This window comes from Ruegeria sp. ABF4_144, assembly GCF_056160045.1.
The window spans coordinates 199,484-216,502 of sequence record NZ_JBSWWK010000003.1 but is presented as its reverse complement, the minus strand read 5'-3'; the positions used below and the strand labels follow the sequence as shown (position 1 = coordinate 216,502).

Genomic DNA, 17,019 nt, shown 5'->3' with positions numbered 1-17,019 from the left:
GAAAGTCCTATTTATAGATATCAGGAAGCAGCGTGGTCGAGATCGCCGGAATGTAGGCGATTAGCAGCACGACGATCAGCATTGTCAGAACAAAAGGCACGGCACGGGCGGCGATCTTCAGGATGGACTCGCCGGTAATGCCGGAGACGACAAAGAGGTTCAGCCCCAAAGGTGGTGTGATGAAGCCAACGCCCAGCGCGGTGATCATCATGATGCAGAACTGGATCTCGTTCATGCCAATGTTGTCGGCCAGGGGCTTCAGGATTGGTGCCAGGATCACGATGTTGGGCGTTGTCTCCATGACGCAGCCCGCTGCGATCAGTATGCAGATCATCAACAGGATCAGCAGGGACGGATCATCGGTCAACCCAGTTACGGCGGTTACAAAGCCCTGCGGCACGCCCATGATTGCCAGTGCCTCAGCCAGCGGAGCCGAGAAGGCGATGATCGGCAGGATCACCCCATTCACCTTGGCAGAACTGACAAGCATGGCCGGAAAGTCCGACAGTTTCAGCGTGCCCAGGATGAAGCCCATCATGATAGTGACGACAACCGCCGTAGCACCGGCTTCGGTCGGGGTCAGACGGCCGGAAAAGATACCGTAGAAGATGATCCCCGGCACTATGAAGGCATACCAGCCGGACTTCAGCGCGTGGCCCAGGTTGCCCAGCCACTCCAGCAAGCCCATGTTGCCGCCTGTCTCGTAGGTATAGAGCCGGTTCATGATGATATTAGTGATCAGGATCGACACCAGGATCGCCAGGCCCGGGATCAGCGCCGCAAGGAACAAGGTGGAGGCGGAAATGCCCAGCACCAGGCCAATGATGATATAGGCGATCGAGGGCGGGATCAGGATGCCGGTACAGGCGCCCGCCGCCACCAGCGCGCAGGCATAGGGGCGCGGATAGCCGCTTTCGACCAGCCGGTTGATTGTCATCCGCCCGACCGCTGCGGCACCGGCCGCGTCAGAGCCGGAGATCGCAGCGAACATGCCGCAGACTAGCACCGTGGCGGAGCCGAAGCCGCCCCGCGTCCAGCAGGTCAGCGCCTCCGCGACATCCAGGAATTTCTTGCTGAGACCGGTTCGCACAAGCACGTCTCCGGTCAGAATGAAAAGCGGCACCGCGGTCAGCGCAAAGGCGTCAATGCCAGTGAACAGGCTTTCGCCGATAGCGCTCAGTGGCAGGTCTCCGGACATGACCAGCATGGTGATTGCTGCGGCTCCAATCGCGGCCCAGACCGGAACCGCGAGCGCGATCAGAGCAACGAACATGATCACCGGAACATAGAAATCCCAGCCGAGCTCGACCGTTTGATTAAGTGAATTCCACAGCATCGCTCAGGCCTCTCAATCAAACAGCTTGTCACCTTCGAAGACGGGCGTACCGTCACGAAGGCTGCGCAAGTCTCGCCGGAAAGACTGGAGCAATCGCCAGACCATCAAGGTGAATCCCAGCGGTACTGCCGCCAGGAACCAGACCATCGAAATCCGGAGGCCATGGCTTACGGATCCGAACTTGGCTGAGACATGCACCGTTTCGAAGGACCAATAAAGCGCCACTAGCGCGACTACGAACATCACCAGATCACCGAAGATGTAGATCAGCGCCTTGGTTCGCGGGCCGAGATAATGCAGGATCACATCGATACGGATATGGGCGCGCTCTTTGACTGCCGCCGCAGCGCCGATCCAGGCCAGATAAATGAATGAATAGCGGACGATTTCCTCGCCCCAGATTGAGGAATAGGCAAACAACTCGCGTCGTATCACTTCAATCGCCATTGTGACGACCAGCATTGTGTAGAACACCAGAAGCAGCCAACGTTCTGCGTTCTGGTCGATGGTTCGCAGGATGTTCATTGCCATTCCCGGTGTTCAGGCACACCCTCGAATCCAACTCGGCGGACTGCAGCGAAGGTGGCTGTTGAAGAATAGGGCGGGCGCTTTTGCGCCCGGGCCCGGTAATGCTCAGGCGTCGTGCACGTAGTATTTTCCTTGCGTGCCTGCGGCCTCCTCGAGCTTGGCGAAATTGTCCATTGAGCCTGCAAGTTCAGTCTTGAAGGAATCCCATTCGCTCAGCTGATAACCGCCAGCCTCTTTCCACTCACCCAGTTGGTCATCGCTAAGGGCATGGAATTCGACACCGGCCTTGGCCAGTTCCGCCATTGCATAGGCACGGGCCGAAGGCACTTTGGCCAGGTTCTGATGCGCCGTCAGCTCAGATCCCCACATCACACCTTCCTGAACATCGGCAGGCAACGAGTTAAACCACTCGAGGTTACAGGAATAGACTTGGCTGTCCGGCACTGCCTGAGTGAATGTCACGTGGCTCAGGATGTCTTTGAAGCCAAAGACATAGAGTGCCCCGACAGATGGATCGAGCGCATCCGCGACGCCCTGTTTGATAGCCGAAGGCGTCTCACCCCAGGCCACAGGTGTCGGATTGGCGCCGACCATGCGGTAATACTGCTGCAGCATTTTCGAACCCGGCACTCGGAACTTCACTCCGGCCATGTCACCGGGTGACATCACGGCATTGCCACCTTTGCGCACCGCGACAACACGGGGATCGATGTTCACATAGAACAGAGCTTTGAATCCGTTGGCTTCCACGTTGGGGTGTACCTCAGACTTCCAGAAGTCTGAATTCACTAGGTTGGTGAACCGCTGGTTGGAGCCGCAAAGATAAGGCATGTTGATCAGGTCAACGGTGGAAGCAAAGGGCGCGAAATTCGACAGCGAATGCTGCGCCGCCTGGATGGTGCCACCCTGGACCTTTTGCACCAACGCACCACCGGCGCCCAACTGGCCGCCCGGTGCCAGTTTGACATAAATTTTGCCGTTGGTTGCGTTCTGGATGTTTTCCTTCAGATCCAACTGCATGATCGGATAGCTGCGCGATGCCCCCAATACATAGGCAGTGGCAACGGTCATAACATGATCTGCTGCACTCTCGCGTTCTTTCTCTTCCTTGGCGGTTTGAGCAGCGGCTTCTGAGGACCACAGCACACCGCCAGCACCGGCCACCACAGCCGCAGTGAATGAACCGGTTGAGGCCAGTTTCAGAAAATTCCGGCGCTCAGCAGATTTGAGGCCATCCTTGGCATTCGTCATTGTCTTCCTCCCTATTGATCCGTCAGCTGCCGTTTTTGTTCTTTTGGTCAGCTTCGCGTTTGAGAATGGCCGCAACGAACAATATCGAGGCGGCAAACAGAACCAGCATTTCTCCAACGTCCCCTAAGAAAGCACCGCCGCCAAAGGCGCCCAACGCGACATTGGCAAAAAACACCGCAAAGACGGCAGCAGCAGCCCAAAGGATCATCTTAGAACTCCGGAATCGTATCTCAAATCTATTTGTAAGCGCTTACATTGATAATGCAAGCGCTTACATATATGGATGGCAGGCCCAGGTTTTTATGTTATGAAAAGGTTCAAAATCACAGCGGGCAACACATGGGAAAAAACCGTTCAGTTCCGACACTTAACGATGTCGCCAAGGCGGCGGGCGTATCAACCGCCACGGTTTCTCGATGCCTGAATTCACCGGATCAGGTCATTGAAGCCACCCGACAGCGTGTCATGCAGGCAGTCGAATCGCTGGGCTACACGCCAAACTTCGCGGCCCGGGTTATGGCGGCGAAGCGCAGCTACACTATTGGCGCCATTATTCCCACTATGGACAACGCTATCTTTGCCCGCGGGTTGCAGGAGTTTCAGGACCAACTTCGCGAGAGCGGCTACACACTCCTGGTGTCCAGTTCGGCCTACGACCCCGAAGTGGAATGGGAGCAGATCCGCGCGCTGGTTGCGCGTGGCGCAGACGGTCTGCTGCTGATCGGGTACGCACGCGACGCGGAAATCTACACCTATCTGGAGCGACATCAGGTTCCGTCAGTGGTTGCTTGGTCTTATGACCCGGATGCGCAGCGACCGTCTGTCGGTTTCAGCAACGCGGATGCCATGCGCGAACTGGCGCGCAGTGTGATTTCCGCCGGCCACCGACGGATTGCCATGATCTCGGGTATCACTCAGGGCAACGACCGGGCGCAAGGCCGGGTGGAGGGCGTACAGCAGGCGATGGCCGAATTCGGGCTTGATACCAGCACCTTGACACTGATCGAGACCGCTTACGAGATTGACAAGGGCGCTGAAGCCTTCCAGCGGTTGATGGCTCTGGCACCACGCCCGACGGTGGTCATGTGCGGCAACGATGTTCTGGCCGCCGGTGCTCTGCGCGAGGCGCGCAGACTGGAAATCCAGGTGCCTGAGCAGGTTTCAATAACAGGGTTCGATGACATCGAACTGGCAGAAATCGTCAGCCCCACCCTGACTACCGTTCATGTTCCGCACCGTGAAATGGGACGCAAGGCAGCCTGTGAACTGACAGCAATGGTGGAAGGCAAATCGGAAGGCCGGTCGATCTGTATTAATATCAGAGTTGTTAACCGTAACTCTTTGGCAAAGCCGCCTCACCAATCATAAGGAACTTGGTTGCTGTTGATGCTGGTGCATCTTGCGGATTTGGCAGCTTTTTCCTCTCGAGCGTGAAAGGCTGCTCGTTTCCAGTTCGAAAGGGTTGGCCCCGCGGATGCAGCCCACTGTCAATTTGCCCCACTACTAGGCTGCAGGGGCAGGTCCCGGAAAGTGGGTGAATTGGAAATCGCGCTTAAGGTGTAAACGTAAAATCTTGTCAACTCAGACGAAGTAAGCTAGCACGACCCAGGGTGGTACAATGTAAGTTCTTGCAACCTGGGCATATTCACACAGTTGGGTTCAAAGGACGTCTGACAAGAATTGAAAGAATGTTGGCGGAAACTGAGAGTTTTGAACCGGTCACCGTAAAACCGATACAAAGAAATGCATCAGCCTTTTCAGTACTCAGGAAGGTAATGCAAAACCCCGTCGAGGGCTGGCCGGAATCCTTGTACGAAGATTTCATCTTCGAAAAACAGATCCTGGGTAACCGTGTTGTCCTGACTAGCGATCCAGAAATCGTAAAGGGTGTATTGCTTAGTCAGCAGCCGATTTTTCCAAAACCGGAAATCGCACAATCGATAATGTCGCGATCCATAGGACGGGGCTTGCTGACGGCAGAGGGCGCAGAGTGGAAGTTTCTACGCAAGGCGACGGCCCCGGTCTTTCAACACAAGAGCCTATCAAACCTGCTTCCGCATATGATTGCGGTGGGCGAAGAGGTTGCACAGCAGTTTAGATCCAAACCCGGCGAAACTGATGTATTGCCTTCTATTTCAAAGGCGACTTTTGAAACGATTGCAAACACGTTACTCTCAGGAGAAGAAGGTAATCTGGACTATGCACGCATCTCTGACGATGTGCATAAGCTTCTGGCTTTTGTTGCAAAAGTCGACCCATTGGATTTGTTCGAAGCGACAAGAAATCTTCCCAAACCGTGGGCGCGCGCGGGGATGAAAGCGGCAGAACGGCTTAGAGGCGATGCCATGAAGGCACTGTCCAACCGTAGAAAGTCCAACAACGCAGCCGATGATCTTCTGACTCTTTTGTTGGCTGCGCAAGATCCGGAAACCGGAAAGAAACTGTCTGAAGCTGAGTTGAGGGATAATATCGTGACGTTTATCGGCGCAGGCCGGGAGACGACCTCACACGCAATCGCATGGACATTCTATCTGTTGGCGAACAGCCCCTATTGGCAAGAGCAATTGGTGGATGAACTTTCAGAGGTCTTGGGTGAAGCCCCATTGACTGCAGATAACTTAGGGCGACTAAAAAAACATGAGATGGTTCTGAAAGAGGCGATGCGATTGTATCCTCCGTGCCAGGGCATGCACCGCGTTGCCGCAGCAGATGTCGAGATCAATGGGTTGAAACTCAGAAAAGGTGATATGGTCTTTCTGGCCACATATCCGATGCACAGACACAAAAAGCTCTGGGAACGACCCAACCACTTTGAACCGTGCCGGTTTGATGTGAAAAGAATGTCGTCATACCATCGATTTCAGTATATCCCGTTTTCGGCTGGGCCGCGTATTTGCAGTGGCTTAAAATATGCGATGTTCGAAGCCACAGCCATCCTCGCCAGCGTCATCCGCGCGGTAAGGCTGGCTCCGGTCGAAGGCTTTGTCCCATATCCCAATTCACGCATAACCCTTCACGCAGAAGGTGGTATGAAACTGCGCGTTTCGCCACGCTATTGACGCTTTGGGCTCGAAAGCGATCAGATCAGGACACGTTATGAAAAACGATCACAAGCCTTTTGAACCAGTCACAGTAGACACCCTGCCTGAAGGCGCGTCGAACTTTGCCCTTCTCAGGAGAATGTTCAGAAATCCTGTCGAGATATGGCCTCGCAAGCTCTACGAAGACTTCACGCATGAAGTTAACTTCTTCGGCAAGCGCTATGTGCACGTAACCGATCCAGACATTGTTCAGGATGTGCTATTAAAGAACTACACCCTATTCCCACGTTCGGAAATCTGGCAGTCAATTCTCAAACGTGCGGGTGGCGAGGGGTTGCTTACAATCGAAGGGGAACGATGGAAGTTTCAGCGCAAGGCCACGTCTCCGATTTTCCGCTCGATTCATCTGAACAAGCTCTTGCCCGGCATTATCCGCATCGCGGACGAGACAGCCGAATTGCTTTCATTGGAACAAGGTCCAGTCGATGTATTCGAAAAGATGGACAGGGCATCGCTCAAGGTTATCGTGCAAACGCTGCTGTCGGGTGAAGGGTCTGATTTGAACACCGAAGCGATATCCAAAGATATCGACCTGTATCTTGAGTATAACGGCCGAATTGATTTCTTTGATCTCTTCAAGGCTACGCGCGACTTGCCTAAACCCTGGGCCCGAAAAGGTCGGCACGCGGTTGAGCGACTTCGGGAGGAGTGCTCAAGGATCATCGGGCGCCGCCGCCGTTCCGGCGTGGAAAGTGATGACTTGCTGAGCATGCTGATTTCAGCAAGCGACCAAGACACAGGGACTGGTTTGTCCGACATCGAAGTCAGAGACAACCTTATTACTTTCATTAGTGCTGGCCATGAAACGGTAGCGTTGACCCTTTCTTGGGCAATGTATCTGTTAGCCAACACTCCGGAGTGGCAGGAGAAGCTGCTTGAGGAAGTGAACGAAATCTGCGGCGATGCCCCACTGCAACCGGGTCATATCGGCAGACTGAAAAAACACGAAATGGTCGTGAAAGAGGCGATGCGACTATTCCCGCCGGTCTATGCGCAGGAAAGGTTCGCGTTGGAGGACGTGACGTTCCCGGATGGCACCACTGTTCGCCGCGGCGACACCGTGGTTCTGGCTACATATCCGATGCACCGGCACGAAAAGCTCTGGGACAATCCCAACAGGTTCGACCCTGAGCGGTTTGCACCGGACCGAGCCAAAGGTCATCATCGCTTTCAGTTTATTCCGTTCTCGGGCGGACCGAGGATTTGTATTGGAATGGGGCTTTCGATGCTGGAGGCTGTCTCTATCCTGGCCTCGATAGTCAGGTCTAATGAGATTAAACCTGTCGAAGATCAGACACCTTATCCGACATCTCGTATCGTGCTTCGCCCGGCAGGAGGGGTAAAGCTGTATGTGACGCCAAGAAAGTAGTCTTTGTCATAAATGGCGGTGTGCTAGACAACCCTGTCAAACGACCAACTGAACAATATGCCACATGCTCAGTTGAGTGCTTTGTTTATCAGCGCCATCGTATCAACCCAGGCTTCGCGGGCGCCCCGTGATAACTCGGACATGCCGGTGAACCCGTGGATGAGACTCTCGTAGACCCGCATTTCTACTTTGGCGCCGGCCTGTCGCAGACGCTCAGCATAGGCCAGATTGTCGTCTAGATACGGGTCGAATCCCGCTGCCAAAAGGATGACTGGGCACACGCCAGTCAAATCGTCGGATGCGGGTGTTGCAAGCGGATTTACTAAGTTCTTCGGATCTGACGAGTAGGCATCGTTGAATTCCTGAATCTCGTTCAAGTCTAAAAGGAACCCGGAACCGAGAGTTTCAAAAGACCGCCGTGCCGTTGATCGCTCGGTATTTGGATACCAAAGAATTTGCAGGCATGGTGAGACGTGGGCTGATCGGCGATGATTGGCAACCACGGCCGCCAAATTACCACCAGCGCTGCCGCCTGCTAAAGCGATCTTGTTTGGATCGACGCCTAACTCCTTATGGTTTTCGGCCACAAAATCAAATACCGCGAGACAGTCCTCGATCGCTGCGGGAAAGGGGTTTTCCGGAGCTAGACGATAGTCAGGCACAACCACCACACTTTGCGTATCCTTGGCCATTCGATTGCTGGTTCTGCGATGGCTTTGAGGTGATCCCATAACATGCCCCCCTCCGTGAAAGTGAATTATGCTACACGCCGGAAAAGGCAGCCCTGTAGGACAATGTAGCTCACACTTGATGTCGCCACCCGGCCCAGGAATGGTCAGGGTTTTGATTGGTACATCCGGATCTATTCGATGAGCCAGCCATGCTCCGCGGATATCCAGATCCTGTCGTTTGGCTTTCAGAGGTGGAGGATTTTGTGGATCTGGCGCAAATTTCTGGCAAACAATCTGCATTATCGGGTCAAGGCGTTTGCCTTCTATTTCTACCGGCTTCCCCGCAATTATCTTTAGTATCGGCATTGGCACGCGTGCAAACGCACGTACCACATGCTCCAACAATTTGTGTCGGAAAGTAACGGGAGTGGATGTAATCAGTTCACTCGATAGGACAAGATTTTCAGGCAGGTTGTCCCCTCGCTCACGTTTGATTGTTTAGTTGTCAAAACAGACTGTTAGCAAAACCTGGTTTTGTCGGCAACAAACTGGAAGTCTAAAATTGTCTTTCCACTTCCGGAGTTCACGCCGACACGGAACACGATGGTTTTCATGCGCCGCGACTTCGAAGATTCAATGATCAACTTCAAGCGAACTCAGCACCGTGTCGAGGCGCACGGCTTACGTAACACTGGAAATTATACTTCTTTCAGACCCACGCACATCGTAACTAACTTCATTGAGATGTCTGGCGCTCTTTTTCCGGCCAGAATTCATCCACCACGACATACGCGATGATCACAAAAAAGGCGGCGCTGGCAACCTGCAAAACTCGAGTGATGCTCTTGACGTCAGCCTCGTCTGAAAACGGTGCAACCGACCCGCCATATACGATCAACGCTGTCGTAATAGCTGAGCCGGCGGCGGCGGCGAGCGGGGCTTGAGATTTCCCGAGTGCTCCGAGTGTTAGGCAAAAGAAAAAACACAGCAGAATGGGGGTGACAATAACCGGAGCTATTACGTTTATTTCATAGCAAATGATGGATACCCCTGCCCCAAGAAGGTTTGCTGTGAGCATAGCTTTTGCAACTGTTTTGCCTGCAGCGGGGATTGCCGCAAGTTGCTGGCTCAGCAGGGCGACAAAAAACAGAACTAGTAGTGCAGATGCGCCAGAAACAAAAAAAGCCAAGGCAAACGGCACTGTTACAAGCGACATCCTGACTATTCGGCGATATGGATCGAAGTTCGGCGGTGATGCGGCCTTCTTTTGAGCGGGCGTTTGAGGTTCAGCGGGTATCAACACGAACATTAGCGTCGACACGAAGCCTGCAAACAGCAGGTTCAACGGTATCCAATACACGAGCACCAAGGCCAGATCCTGTGATTGCAGAACCAAGTTCGGGATCATCAATGCTCCCATCAGGGCAATGACACCCGGTAAAACTCCGGCTCCGGAAACCGACCACATGAAAGACAGGATTATTCCAATGGCCACCAGAATGAGAAAAACAAGAGGATATGGTGAGAGGATTGACGACACCAGAAAAGAAACAAACATCAATCCAATCGAAAAAACAAACAGCTTAGCAAATGCTGCCAGAGGCAATGCGGCGGGCGCCTGCAAAAAAAGTGCGGTGAACACCGCCCCAACGACGGCGAGTGGCCAGCCAAGAAACAAGCCCAAGGAAAAGACGCCGGTAACACCCACCGCAAGCCGGGCGACAGAGCGTTGGTCCTCAGTACGCATAGGACAGTATTGAAACCACGCGGATGTAGGTGCGGCCTACCAGGTTCAGCAACGAGTTGTCACTTAGATACATGATCACATCGGCCTGCCCGTTCAGCTGAAAGCGAAGATCATCTTCGGCACTTCCAGCTTCATAGCCTGGCAATACGATCCTGACTGGGAACCTTTCCGGCTCCCGCAAGAAACCTTTGGTACTGGGCGGACTCGCCAGTTGCCCCGGCTCATCACCGCCACTTAGGGAAACGGCCGCGCTAAAGCTCTCAATGACGCCAGGAACAATCTGACCGGGATGCATATCCAGCACCACATCAACTGGAGAACCTACCGAAGCTCTTCCTAGGTTATTCTCGGTAAAATACGCCTCGATCCAGACGTCAGTTGCGTCCAGAAATGTCAACAGATCCTGACCGGATCGCGCATACGTTCCAGGCGCTATCAACAGATTAGAGATCACACCTGTCGCCGGAGCACGCAATTCGGTCCATTCAAGGTTCAGTTCCGCATCCGCCAAGGCCGCCAAGGCGCGCTGGATTTTTGGGTTTTCAATCCCATCTTCACCAAGCCTCTGCTTTGCTTTTTCCAAATCCGCTTTTGCGTTCTCATAGTTTGCCTCGGACTCTGCCAATTGCCCTCGTGCGTCGTCAGCCTTTGAGACAGCAATCAGTCCTTTCTTTTCGAGCGCAAATACGCGTTCCGTCTGAATGCGCATCGTATCCAGATCGCTTTGCGCCCTTGCTAGTTTGGCCTGCGCCGCTCTTACTTCTGCCGAAGATGCACCCACTTCTTGAGTGGCGGCTTCGAGATCAGCTTCCGCCTTGTCGCGCTGAATCTCATAGGGTCGCGCATCGATCCGGACAAGGACATCTCCTGCCGAAACAATCTCACCATTTTCGACCAAAACTTCAGTCACAGTGCCAGTCACCTGCGGCACGATCTGAGTCGCCACGGCTTTTACTCTGGCATTCCCGGTAAATGGCGTTTTCCGATCAGCGACCAGGTACCAGACAAGGAAAATTAGAATGACAGCCAAGGTTGTCCATATCGTCTTCCTCATTTCGCCGCACCTTCAGCAGCGCCCTCGGCTTCGGGCGAAGTATCAATCCAAACTTTGAATAGTTCATAGAAAACAGCAAAGAGAACCGGTCCCATAAAGACGCCGATCAAACCATACGCCATCATACCTCCGAGAACACCGATGAGGATGACCAACATAGGGGTCTCAAGGCCTTTTGAAATGAACACGGGTCTTAGGAAGCTGTCCATTATCATGACGGGAACGGCCAATATGGTGAAAATCAAAGCAGTTCCGCCGGACATGGAACTCCATGCGTAGATAATTACCGGTATAAGAACCAATCCGGGCCCGATTTGGATAATCGAGAGTATCAGGCAGATAAATGCCAAAGTGGCGGCCGAAGAAATCCCGAACAAAGCCAACAGTATCCAAACGAAGACCGCCTGAATGGCTGCTACGCCGATCACGCCTTTTGTCACGTTCCGGATCGTTGCGCCTGCCAGTGTTACGAACTCACCGCCGCGTGGTGCGAAGACGCGGTTGGCGAAGCGCTGAAGACCCTGGACCAAACTTGGCCCGGGGCTGAACAAAGCCCCCATTATCAATACTGACAGAGCTAAGCCAAGCAGCCCTATACCGATGCCCAGCACCTTTCCGAAGAGCGATTTGGTGATCTCTAGGATTTGCGTTCCATATTTTGCAAGCGCGCCGTCAAGATTGCGTTCGAACATTCCCCAGACATCGGCAATTTTGTCTCCCACCAAGGGCAATTCCTTGAGGCCCTCGGGCGCAGGTGGGACTTTCAACTCACCCTTGTCTGCTTGTTCCGCGAATTCAGACCCAAGTTCTGCGGCTCCAGATACTGCGGTAGCGACTGGTCCGAGGGTCAGAACGAGGCCCAACAAAACCAAGATCGTCGTGGCAAGTTTTTTCCGCCCTCCCAGCTTGGACTGAAGCCAATCAAATGCCGGGTAAAGCGCCACACAGAGGATCGTTGCCCAGATAACCACGCTCGCAAGCGGGGCCACCATGACCAGGGCGCTGTAAAGGAATAGTCCGAGAAAGAGCAATCGTATCGCTAGATCGACAATCTTTGCGTCCTGTGTCTTTTCCATTCCATCCCTCCGTGTATTTTTTTGAATATTATACTCAAAAAACATAATATGTATATTTTTTCGAGTTTTGATGGCCATCTATCAGCTTGAAGACGCAAATAAATCTGGATCACGGCTTGAGGTGCACAGGCAGACAAATGCCCGAACACGAACTCGGCTTGGCTCAATTGAGTGCGATATGTTAGTCCGCTTTTTTGTCGTCTTGGGACAGGATTGTATCTGCCACTGTGGTCGCTGCCGTTACGAAGACACCGAGACCCACGATGATATATACCATTGTGAAAATCTTTCCTGCCGCAGTCTCAGGTGAGAAGTCACCAAACCCCACGGTCGAAATTGTCACCACAGAAAAGTAGATTGAGTCGAGCCAACTCCAACCTTCGACAAAGCGGTAAAAGATCGAGGCCCATAAAATCATTCCAATTGTGAAAGCAAGAATGCCTTTCACTCTACCGTCCTTGAAGGCGACGCTTATCCCTCTTGTTATTCTGGTCAGTGAGTTCATCGTATCCTCGTCGATTAAAGAATTCACATATAGCAGTAATTAGATGAAACTGAGAAATAGAAGGAGTCTGACTGACTTTAGTTTGGAAGATGCGTCCAAGCACCATAGGCAAAGCTCACGCACCTGTCCGTTTCTGGCTATTGAGAATTACTTCAAGCCAGCTGGTTAGGGTCAGGACCCTTTGATTTCCGCAGGGTGGCGTGATTCACGGTTCGAAAACGAGCGGTGATATGCCTGAAGTTTTTTAGCTAACGTATGCGCGGATGTCGCGTTTTGAGCCTTATCTTCTGAAATGCCACAGCAGACCGCGTGTCGATGATCAGCATTTTTTAGCGGCATTCCTGCACTACCGAACACTTGGGCGATGTCGAATGTCTGATTAGGGCTCATTGCGGACATTATCTGCATCCTGAACGAATTGCCGGGTTTGGGACATAGTGTCCGGTCCCGTGATGCGATCCAACAGCACTACCGACTTTTCTGCCGCTCGCAATCTACTTGATATACCTAAACATTCATGTAGCGCTGTTGCGTTACAATCCGCCACTTATTGGGGTCAAAAAATGGCAGCACTTTTAGGAAAGACAGCTATTATCACAGGTGCGTCGGCTCCTCAGGGGATCGGTCGAGCAATCGCGTTAAGGTTGGCGATGGACGGAGCTAATATCGTCGTCACGGACGTTGATGGTGAACTGGAAGTGCAAGGCAAGACTCGCTCCAGAGCGATCCTGCTTGACGACCTTGTTGCGGAGATCAACCTAGGCCCGAGTCGGGCGATTGCCGTGAGGCTGGATGTGACGTGTCCATCGGATGTCGAGGCGTGCATCGCTCAGACCAAATCAGCGTTCAACCGAATAGACATTTTAGTCAATAATGCAGGTTCGCTGGCCGGATCAGACAATTTCCTTTCGACAACACCCGACCAGTGGGAAACCAGCTTTCGTGTCAACATGTTGGGCCCAATGATGATGGCTCAGGCGGTGATCCCCGAAATGAGAAAGATTGGTGGTGGACGGATCATTAACATCGGTTCTACAGGAAGTCTTGGTGCGGAACCGGGGTTCGGTGCCTACACGGCGATGAAGCATGGGCTTGCCGGCTTCTCCAAGACGTTGGCTGCCGAATTTGGTATTGATGGTATTCTCTGCAATACGGTTTGCCCGGGCTATATCGCGACAGATATGCATATGGCTGCTAACGTTCGGCTCGCCGCAGAAAGCGGCATTTCCCTCGACGAAATAAAGGCAAAACGCTACGCCAATGTTGCGCTACGAAATGCGGGTTTGCCAACCGATGTGGCGAACGCTGTGGCCTATCTTGCAGGACCGCAGGCAAACTATGTCACTGGTATTAATTTGCCTGTGACAGGAGGCGTACCCGCAGGAATTTGACCAGCGAGAAGGTAATAGCGGAGCTCGCTGTTGCCATTCACTGCGGTGCGCTTGTACTGGCGGTAAGAGCCCGTTGCCGCCGTCGGGCAAGCTTCGGTCTTTCGCATGTGCGGTAGGTCCCGAACCGCATAACTCCAGGCATTCAGAACTGGATCGCGAAAGGCGGATGAGCGGACATACCCGATATTCGCTGCGCCTTCATCAATGTTGGCTTTCGTTTAGTCGGGAAAAAGAGCGGCGAACTGAACCACCGCTCAAGTCGATTTGCGTACGCTTAGAGTTCAGACCCGCCGTGCTTCTGGAAGAAATCGTCGATCTTGTCGGCGACCTCAGCGACAAAGTGCGGGTAATCATATAGATCGACATGCCGCGCGCCTTTGACCTCATATAGCTCCTTGGGCTCGGTGGCCTCGTTGTAGAAGTCCAGCGTTGCCTGAGCCGTGTTGTCCATGGCCGCTGATCCATAGATGCCAAGGAATGGTGTGTTGAGATACGGAGCCCACTGCCGGGCACTGACGAGAGGCTGTGTTTCGAACATGGTCGCTTGAACACGGTAGTCATAGTTGGGGAAGGTTTGCGAACCCGCCCGTGCGGTCTGGTAGTAGTCGTAACCTTGGCCGTTGATCGAATCCGGATCGAGGGTTGCGGGATCATTCTTCTCAAAGCCGATCAGATCAACCGGATCGAGCGCGCCCTGCTCATAGAGGCTCTGACGCGCTGCGTTGGATGCTTTAATCAGCGTCAGCAACATCTCTTTGGGCATTCCTCCACCGAAGAAGCGAGAGTGGCCATCCAGAAGCCCGCTGACGGCTGCCAGCGCCTTGATCCGTTTGTCGGTTACAGCGACGACGGGCATATAGCTCGCGCTAGCGCACCCAGCTATGCCGAACAGCCGATCACGATCCACAAAGGGCAACGTTCCAAGATAACTGACGGCATCCCGGATGCCTTCCATCTTTTTGTATGGGTTTTCGTCCTGACGGAGATCACCGTCGCTATCGCCAAAGCCGATGTGATCAAATGCCAAATAGACATAGCCACGCTCAACCATGGCATCGCCGTAGTTGGCGGCCATCTGTTCTTTCACCTGACCCAATGGACCTGAGAATACAATTGTCGGGTACTTCTCTTCAGGATCGAATCTATCTGGCAAGTAGAGGTTGCCGACAAGGTTTACACCTTGTGATTTGAACGTGACGGCGTTTATGCCGGAAGCGAGATCAAGCATTTTGGTTTGTCCGTGGTTTGTGATTTGAACCGGTGTCGAGGCCTGCGCGCGGAAACCCATCATAGGCAGCGTTAGGGCTGCGGTCGTGCAAGCGAGCACGCTACGTCGTGTCATGAGTGTCGTCATGGTTTCGTCCTTCCTAATCTGAGAGAACAAAGGTGGAGGCGGACTGGAGGCACCAGTCCTGCATCCCGTAGGTTCTTTGGGATGAGGGTTCGGGTCAGTTAGCCGGAGGCAGAGACGTAAAGTTGTCGGCGTTGTAGGTGATCAGGATTTTGTTGATCCGCCAGCCGTCGTCAGCCCGAACAACGCCATATTCATAGTTGTTCCAGCGTTCGATCCGGAGGGTTCCGCCGTCTTCGGCGAATTCACCGGCCGGGGAGTTCATGACAATAATGGAACCACGCGCATAGGCAGTCGCATTGTCCTTGTCATGAAAGAAGATGCGGTAGCCGGAGTTCGTGTGCTGCGTTAGGAAGTGATCCGCGTTTGCGACGTAGCCTTTTGCCCGGCCAAGAAAGTCATCAGCACGCATCATGCCTGAACCGTCCTGACCGACCGTCGTTTCGAATTCCTCGGTCATATAGAACCGCGCCAGTTCCCAGTCCTGTCGATCATAGGCATCGACCTGAGCATCGATGATGCGTTGGATGTTCAGGACGTCGACGAGGTTTTCCGCCGTGATGGGCGTGCCTGATTGTTCGGTTTCGTTTGCCTGTGCTGCACCGGTTGCAATCACGGCTGCCACCAGCAAAGCGGAGAACTTTGAGAGTCCATGTTTCATCTGTCCTGCACCATCCTTGAAGCGTCTTGCTACGGTAGAATCTATGTTCTACAAAAAGGTATAACTTACATTCTACTAAAAAGTATAGTGCAGATTATACTTTCTTGAACAAGAGCCTGTGAGCGCCATGAAACTAACTGAAAAAAAACGAAAAGATATTATCGACGCAGCCATCGTCGAGTTCAGTGAGAAGGGATATTCTGGGACAACAATGAACCAGATCGCCAAACGGGCGAACGTCGCGATTCGCACACTTTACAAGCATTTTGAAAGCAAGGACGTTCTGTTCGAGGCGATCACAGAGATTATCGTCTCACGGAAAGCGACAACCGCACCTGTCGCCTATGATCCTGATCGTGACCTCACAGAACAACTTGTGGACGCTCTAAAGGTCTACATTGAGATGGTCACTGACCCAGAGGCCATGGGAGCTATGCGTCTCATCGTTTCGGAGTACTTGCGTGACCTGGAAAAGTCCCGCGCGTTCTTCACGCAGCTTGGTTCATACGACTATCCCGTGGTCGAAATGATCAGAGAAGCGATGGATGCTGGTGCACTGGAAAAAAGCGATGCGCAGTTCGCCACTGGTCAGTTGCTGGCTTTGGTCCGAAACTACTACTCATGGCCAGTACTGCTGTTCGGTGAGCCTCAGGCAGCTGACAACACGTTGGATGAGTGTGTCTCTATGTTTATGGCGCGCTATGGGCGCAAACTGAGTAACGCAGATTGACTTCCGCAAAGACCATCCTCCATTGCGTCACGTTTATTGCTGACTTCGAATAACCCGGGCTTTAGTGCGCAATGGAGCACCCGGTATTCGGGGCACGAAACAGTCATTCTCTGCGGTACGCCTGGTTGGCTGATGGCAACCTTAACAAGACACTTCCAACTGAACTTTGCAATTCCTGAAAAGCGGAGCTAACTCCAATTCGCTGCCGCGCAGTATGCTAACTTTGGGACGTCAGAGATGCGCAAAAA

17 protein-coding genes are annotated in these 17,019 nt (G+C 53.2%); 5 read left to right on the top strand and 12 right to left on the bottom strand.

Features of this window, described 5'->3' with window-relative positions; genetic code table 11:
* Positions 1 to 7 precede the first annotated feature (7 nt).
* From ACXAGD_RS21435 to ACXAGD_RS21420, 4 genes are all read right to left on the bottom strand, one after another.
* Complete coding sequence (locus ACXAGD_RS21435) at positions 8 to 1,336, bottom strand: TRAP transporter large permease (RefSeq protein ID WP_475213863.1); 1,329 nt, start codon at positions 1,334 to 1,336, stop codon at positions 8 to 10.
* A 12-nt stretch (positions 1,337 to 1,348) separates the two neighbouring features.
* Complete coding sequence (locus ACXAGD_RS21430; RefSeq protein WP_475213861.1) at positions 1,349 to 1,861, bottom strand: TRAP transporter small permease; 513 nt, start codon at positions 1,859 to 1,861, stop codon at positions 1,349 to 1,351.
* A 108-nt stretch (positions 1,862 to 1,969) separates the two neighbouring features.
* The gene (locus ACXAGD_RS21425; RefSeq protein WP_170332096.1) at positions 1,970 to 3,115 is read right to left on the bottom strand and encodes a TRAP transporter substrate-binding protein; all 1,146 of its coding nucleotides are present in this window, start codon (positions 3,113 to 3,115) and stop codon (positions 1,970 to 1,972) included.
* A 22-nt stretch (positions 3,116 to 3,137) separates the two neighbouring features.
* The gene (locus tag ACXAGD_RS21420) at positions 3,138 to 3,323 is read right to left on the bottom strand and encodes a hypothetical protein (protein ID WP_475213859.1); all 186 of its coding nucleotides are present in this window, start codon (positions 3,321 to 3,323) and stop codon (positions 3,138 to 3,140) included.
* Between the two features lie 131 nt (positions 3,324 to 3,454).
* On the opposite strand from ACXAGD_RS21420, the gene ACXAGD_RS21415 reads away from it, so the two are divergent.
* The 3 genes from ACXAGD_RS21415 to ACXAGD_RS21405 all read left to right on the top strand — a co-directional run bounded on the left by ACXAGD_RS21415 (position 3,455) and on the right by ACXAGD_RS21405 (position 7,585).
* Positions 3,455 to 4,483 (top strand): LacI family DNA-binding transcriptional regulator, encoded by a 1,029-nt coding sequence (locus ACXAGD_RS21415; RefSeq protein ID WP_475213857.1) that lies wholly within the window; start codon positions 3,455 to 3,457, stop codon positions 4,481 to 4,483.
* A gap of 320 nt (positions 4,484 to 4,803) precedes the next feature.
* Positions 4,804 to 6,174 (top strand): cytochrome P450, encoded by a 1,371-nt coding sequence (locus tag ACXAGD_RS21410; protein ID WP_475213855.1) that lies wholly within the window; start codon positions 4,804 to 4,806, stop codon positions 6,172 to 6,174.
* A gap of 37 nt (positions 6,175 to 6,211) precedes the next feature.
* Positions 6,212 to 7,585 (top strand): cytochrome P450, encoded by a 1,374-nt coding sequence (locus ACXAGD_RS21405; protein WP_475213853.1) that lies wholly within the window; start codon positions 6,212 to 6,214, stop codon positions 7,583 to 7,585.
* Positions 7,586 to 7,653: 68 nt separating this feature from the next.
* Here the strand turns inward: ACXAGD_RS21405 and ACXAGD_RS21400 are convergent, their stop codons facing one another.
* From ACXAGD_RS21400 to ACXAGD_RS21375, 6 genes are all read right to left on the bottom strand, one after another.
* Positions 7,654 to 8,556 (bottom strand): alpha/beta hydrolase, encoded by a 903-nt coding sequence (locus ACXAGD_RS21400; RefSeq protein ID WP_475214175.1) that lies wholly within the window; start codon positions 8,554 to 8,556, stop codon positions 7,654 to 7,656.
* Between the two features lie 436 nt (positions 8,557 to 8,992).
* Entirely contained in the window at positions 8,993 to 10,003 is a 1,011-nt protein-coding gene (locus ACXAGD_RS21395; RefSeq protein ID WP_475213851.1) for a DUF2955 domain-containing protein, read from the bottom strand.
* Positions 9,993 to 11,057 (bottom strand): HlyD family secretion protein, encoded by a 1,065-nt coding sequence (locus tag ACXAGD_RS21390; protein ID WP_475213849.1) that lies wholly within the window; start codon positions 11,055 to 11,057, stop codon positions 9,993 to 9,995. Before ACXAGD_RS21390 ends, ACXAGD_RS21395 begins: the two co-directional genes overlap by 11 nt.
* The gene (locus ACXAGD_RS21385; protein ID WP_472724435.1) at positions 11,054 to 12,133 is read right to left on the bottom strand and encodes an AI-2E family transporter; all 1,080 of its coding nucleotides are present in this window, start codon (positions 12,131 to 12,133) and stop codon (positions 11,054 to 11,056) included. The genes ACXAGD_RS21390 and ACXAGD_RS21385 overlap by 4 nt, the downstream gene beginning before the upstream one ends.
* 181 nt (positions 12,134 to 12,314) lie before the next feature.
* Entirely contained in the window at positions 12,315 to 12,638 is a 324-nt protein-coding gene (locus ACXAGD_RS21380; protein ID WP_475213846.1) for a potassium channel family protein, read from the bottom strand.
* Between the two features lie 171 nt (positions 12,639 to 12,809).
* Positions 12,810 to 13,037, bottom strand: coding sequence for a hypothetical protein (locus ACXAGD_RS21375; protein ID WP_475213844.1), 228 nt, complete (start codon positions 13,035 to 13,037; stop codon positions 12,810 to 12,812).
* Between the two features lie 164 nt (positions 13,038 to 13,201).
* Here ACXAGD_RS21375 and ACXAGD_RS21370 point away from each other — a divergent pair, with 164 nt between their 5' ends.
* Positions 13,202 to 14,029, top strand: a complete 828-nt coding sequence (locus ACXAGD_RS21370; protein WP_475213842.1) for an SDR family NAD(P)-dependent oxidoreductase — start codon at positions 13,202 to 13,204, stop codon at positions 14,027 to 14,029.
* Between the two features lie 274 nt (positions 14,030 to 14,303).
* On the opposite strand, the gene ACXAGD_RS21365 is transcribed toward ACXAGD_RS21370, so the two are convergent.
* Together ACXAGD_RS21365 and ACXAGD_RS21360 are read right to left on the bottom strand one after the other, a co-directional pair.
* Positions 14,304 to 15,257 carry an alpha/beta hydrolase gene (locus ACXAGD_RS21365; RefSeq protein ID WP_475213840.1) on the bottom strand — a complete coding sequence of 318 codons (954 nt, stop codon included), beginning with the start codon at positions 15,255 to 15,257 and terminating at the stop codon, positions 14,304 to 14,306.
* A gap of 220 nt (positions 15,258 to 15,477) precedes the next feature.
* Positions 15,478 to 16,041, bottom strand: coding sequence for a nuclear transport factor 2 family protein (locus ACXAGD_RS21360; RefSeq protein ID WP_475213837.1), 564 nt, complete (start codon positions 16,039 to 16,041; stop codon positions 15,478 to 15,480).
* 127 nt (positions 16,042 to 16,168) lie between these two features.
* On the opposite strand from ACXAGD_RS21360, the gene ACXAGD_RS21355 reads away from it, so the two are divergent.
* Positions 16,169 to 16,771, top strand: a complete 603-nt coding sequence (locus ACXAGD_RS21355; RefSeq protein WP_475213835.1) for a TetR/AcrR family transcriptional regulator — start codon at positions 16,169 to 16,171, stop codon at positions 16,769 to 16,771.
* The last annotated feature ends 248 nt before the right edge of the window (positions 16,772 to 17,019 follow it).

Excerpts from the sequence above, each read along its gene's own strand:
- ACXAGD_RS21435 (WP_475213863.1), bottom strand. The coding sequence starts at position 1,336 with ATGCTGTGGAATTCACTTAATCAAACGGTCGAGCTCGGCTGGGATTTC.
- ACXAGD_RS21430 (WP_475213861.1), bottom strand. The coding sequence starts at position 1,861 with ATGAACATCCTGCGAACCATCGACCAGAACGCAGAACGTTGGCTGCTT.
- ACXAGD_RS21425 (WP_170332096.1), bottom strand. The coding sequence starts at position 3,115 with ATGACGAATGCCAAGGATGGCCTCAAATCTGCTGAGCGCCGGAATTTT.
- ACXAGD_RS21420 (WP_475213859.1), bottom strand. The coding sequence starts at position 3,323 with ATGATCCTTTGGGCTGCTGCTGCCGTCTTTGCGGTGTTTTTTGCCAAT.
- ACXAGD_RS21415 (WP_475213857.1), top strand. The coding sequence starts at position 3,455 with ATGGGAAAAAACCGTTCAGTTCCGACACTTAACGATGTCGCCAAGGCG.
- ACXAGD_RS21410 (WP_475213855.1), top strand. The coding sequence starts at position 4,804 with ATGTTGGCGGAAACTGAGAGTTTTGAACCGGTCACCGTAAAACCGATA.
- ACXAGD_RS21405 (WP_475213853.1), top strand. The coding sequence starts at position 6,212 with ATGAAAAACGATCACAAGCCTTTTGAACCAGTCACAGTAGACACCCTG.
- ACXAGD_RS21400 (WP_475214175.1), bottom strand. The coding sequence starts at position 8,556 with ATGCAGATTGTTTGCCAGAAATTTGCGCCAGATCCACAAAATCCTCCA.
- ACXAGD_RS21395 (WP_475213851.1), bottom strand. The coding sequence starts at position 10,003 with ATGCGTACTGAGGACCAACGCTCTGTCGCCCGGCTTGCGGTGGGTGTT.
- ACXAGD_RS21390 (WP_475213849.1), bottom strand. The coding sequence starts at position 11,057 with ATGAGGAAGACGATATGGACAACCTTGGCTGTCATTCTAATTTTCCTT.
- ACXAGD_RS21385 (WP_472724435.1), bottom strand. The coding sequence starts at position 12,133 with ATGGAAAAGACACAGGACGCAAAGATTGTCGATCTAGCGATACGATTG.
- ACXAGD_RS21380 (WP_475213846.1), bottom strand. The coding sequence starts at position 12,638 with ATGAACTCACTGACCAGAATAACAAGAGGGATAAGCGTCGCCTTCAAG.
- ACXAGD_RS21375 (WP_475213844.1), bottom strand. The coding sequence starts at position 13,037 with ATGTCCGCAATGAGCCCTAATCAGACATTCGACATCGCCCAAGTGTTC.
- ACXAGD_RS21370 (WP_475213842.1), top strand. The coding sequence starts at position 13,202 with ATGGCAGCACTTTTAGGAAAGACAGCTATTATCACAGGTGCGTCGGCT.
- ACXAGD_RS21365 (WP_475213840.1), bottom strand. The coding sequence starts at position 15,257 with ATGCTTGATCTCGCTTCCGGCATAAACGCCGTCACGTTCAAATCACAA.
- ACXAGD_RS21360 (WP_475213837.1), bottom strand. The coding sequence starts at position 16,041 with ATGAAACATGGACTCTCAAAGTTCTCCGCTTTGCTGGTGGCAGCCGTG.
- ACXAGD_RS21355 (WP_475213835.1), top strand. The coding sequence starts at position 16,169 with ATGAAACTAACTGAAAAAAAACGAAAAGATATTATCGACGCAGCCATC.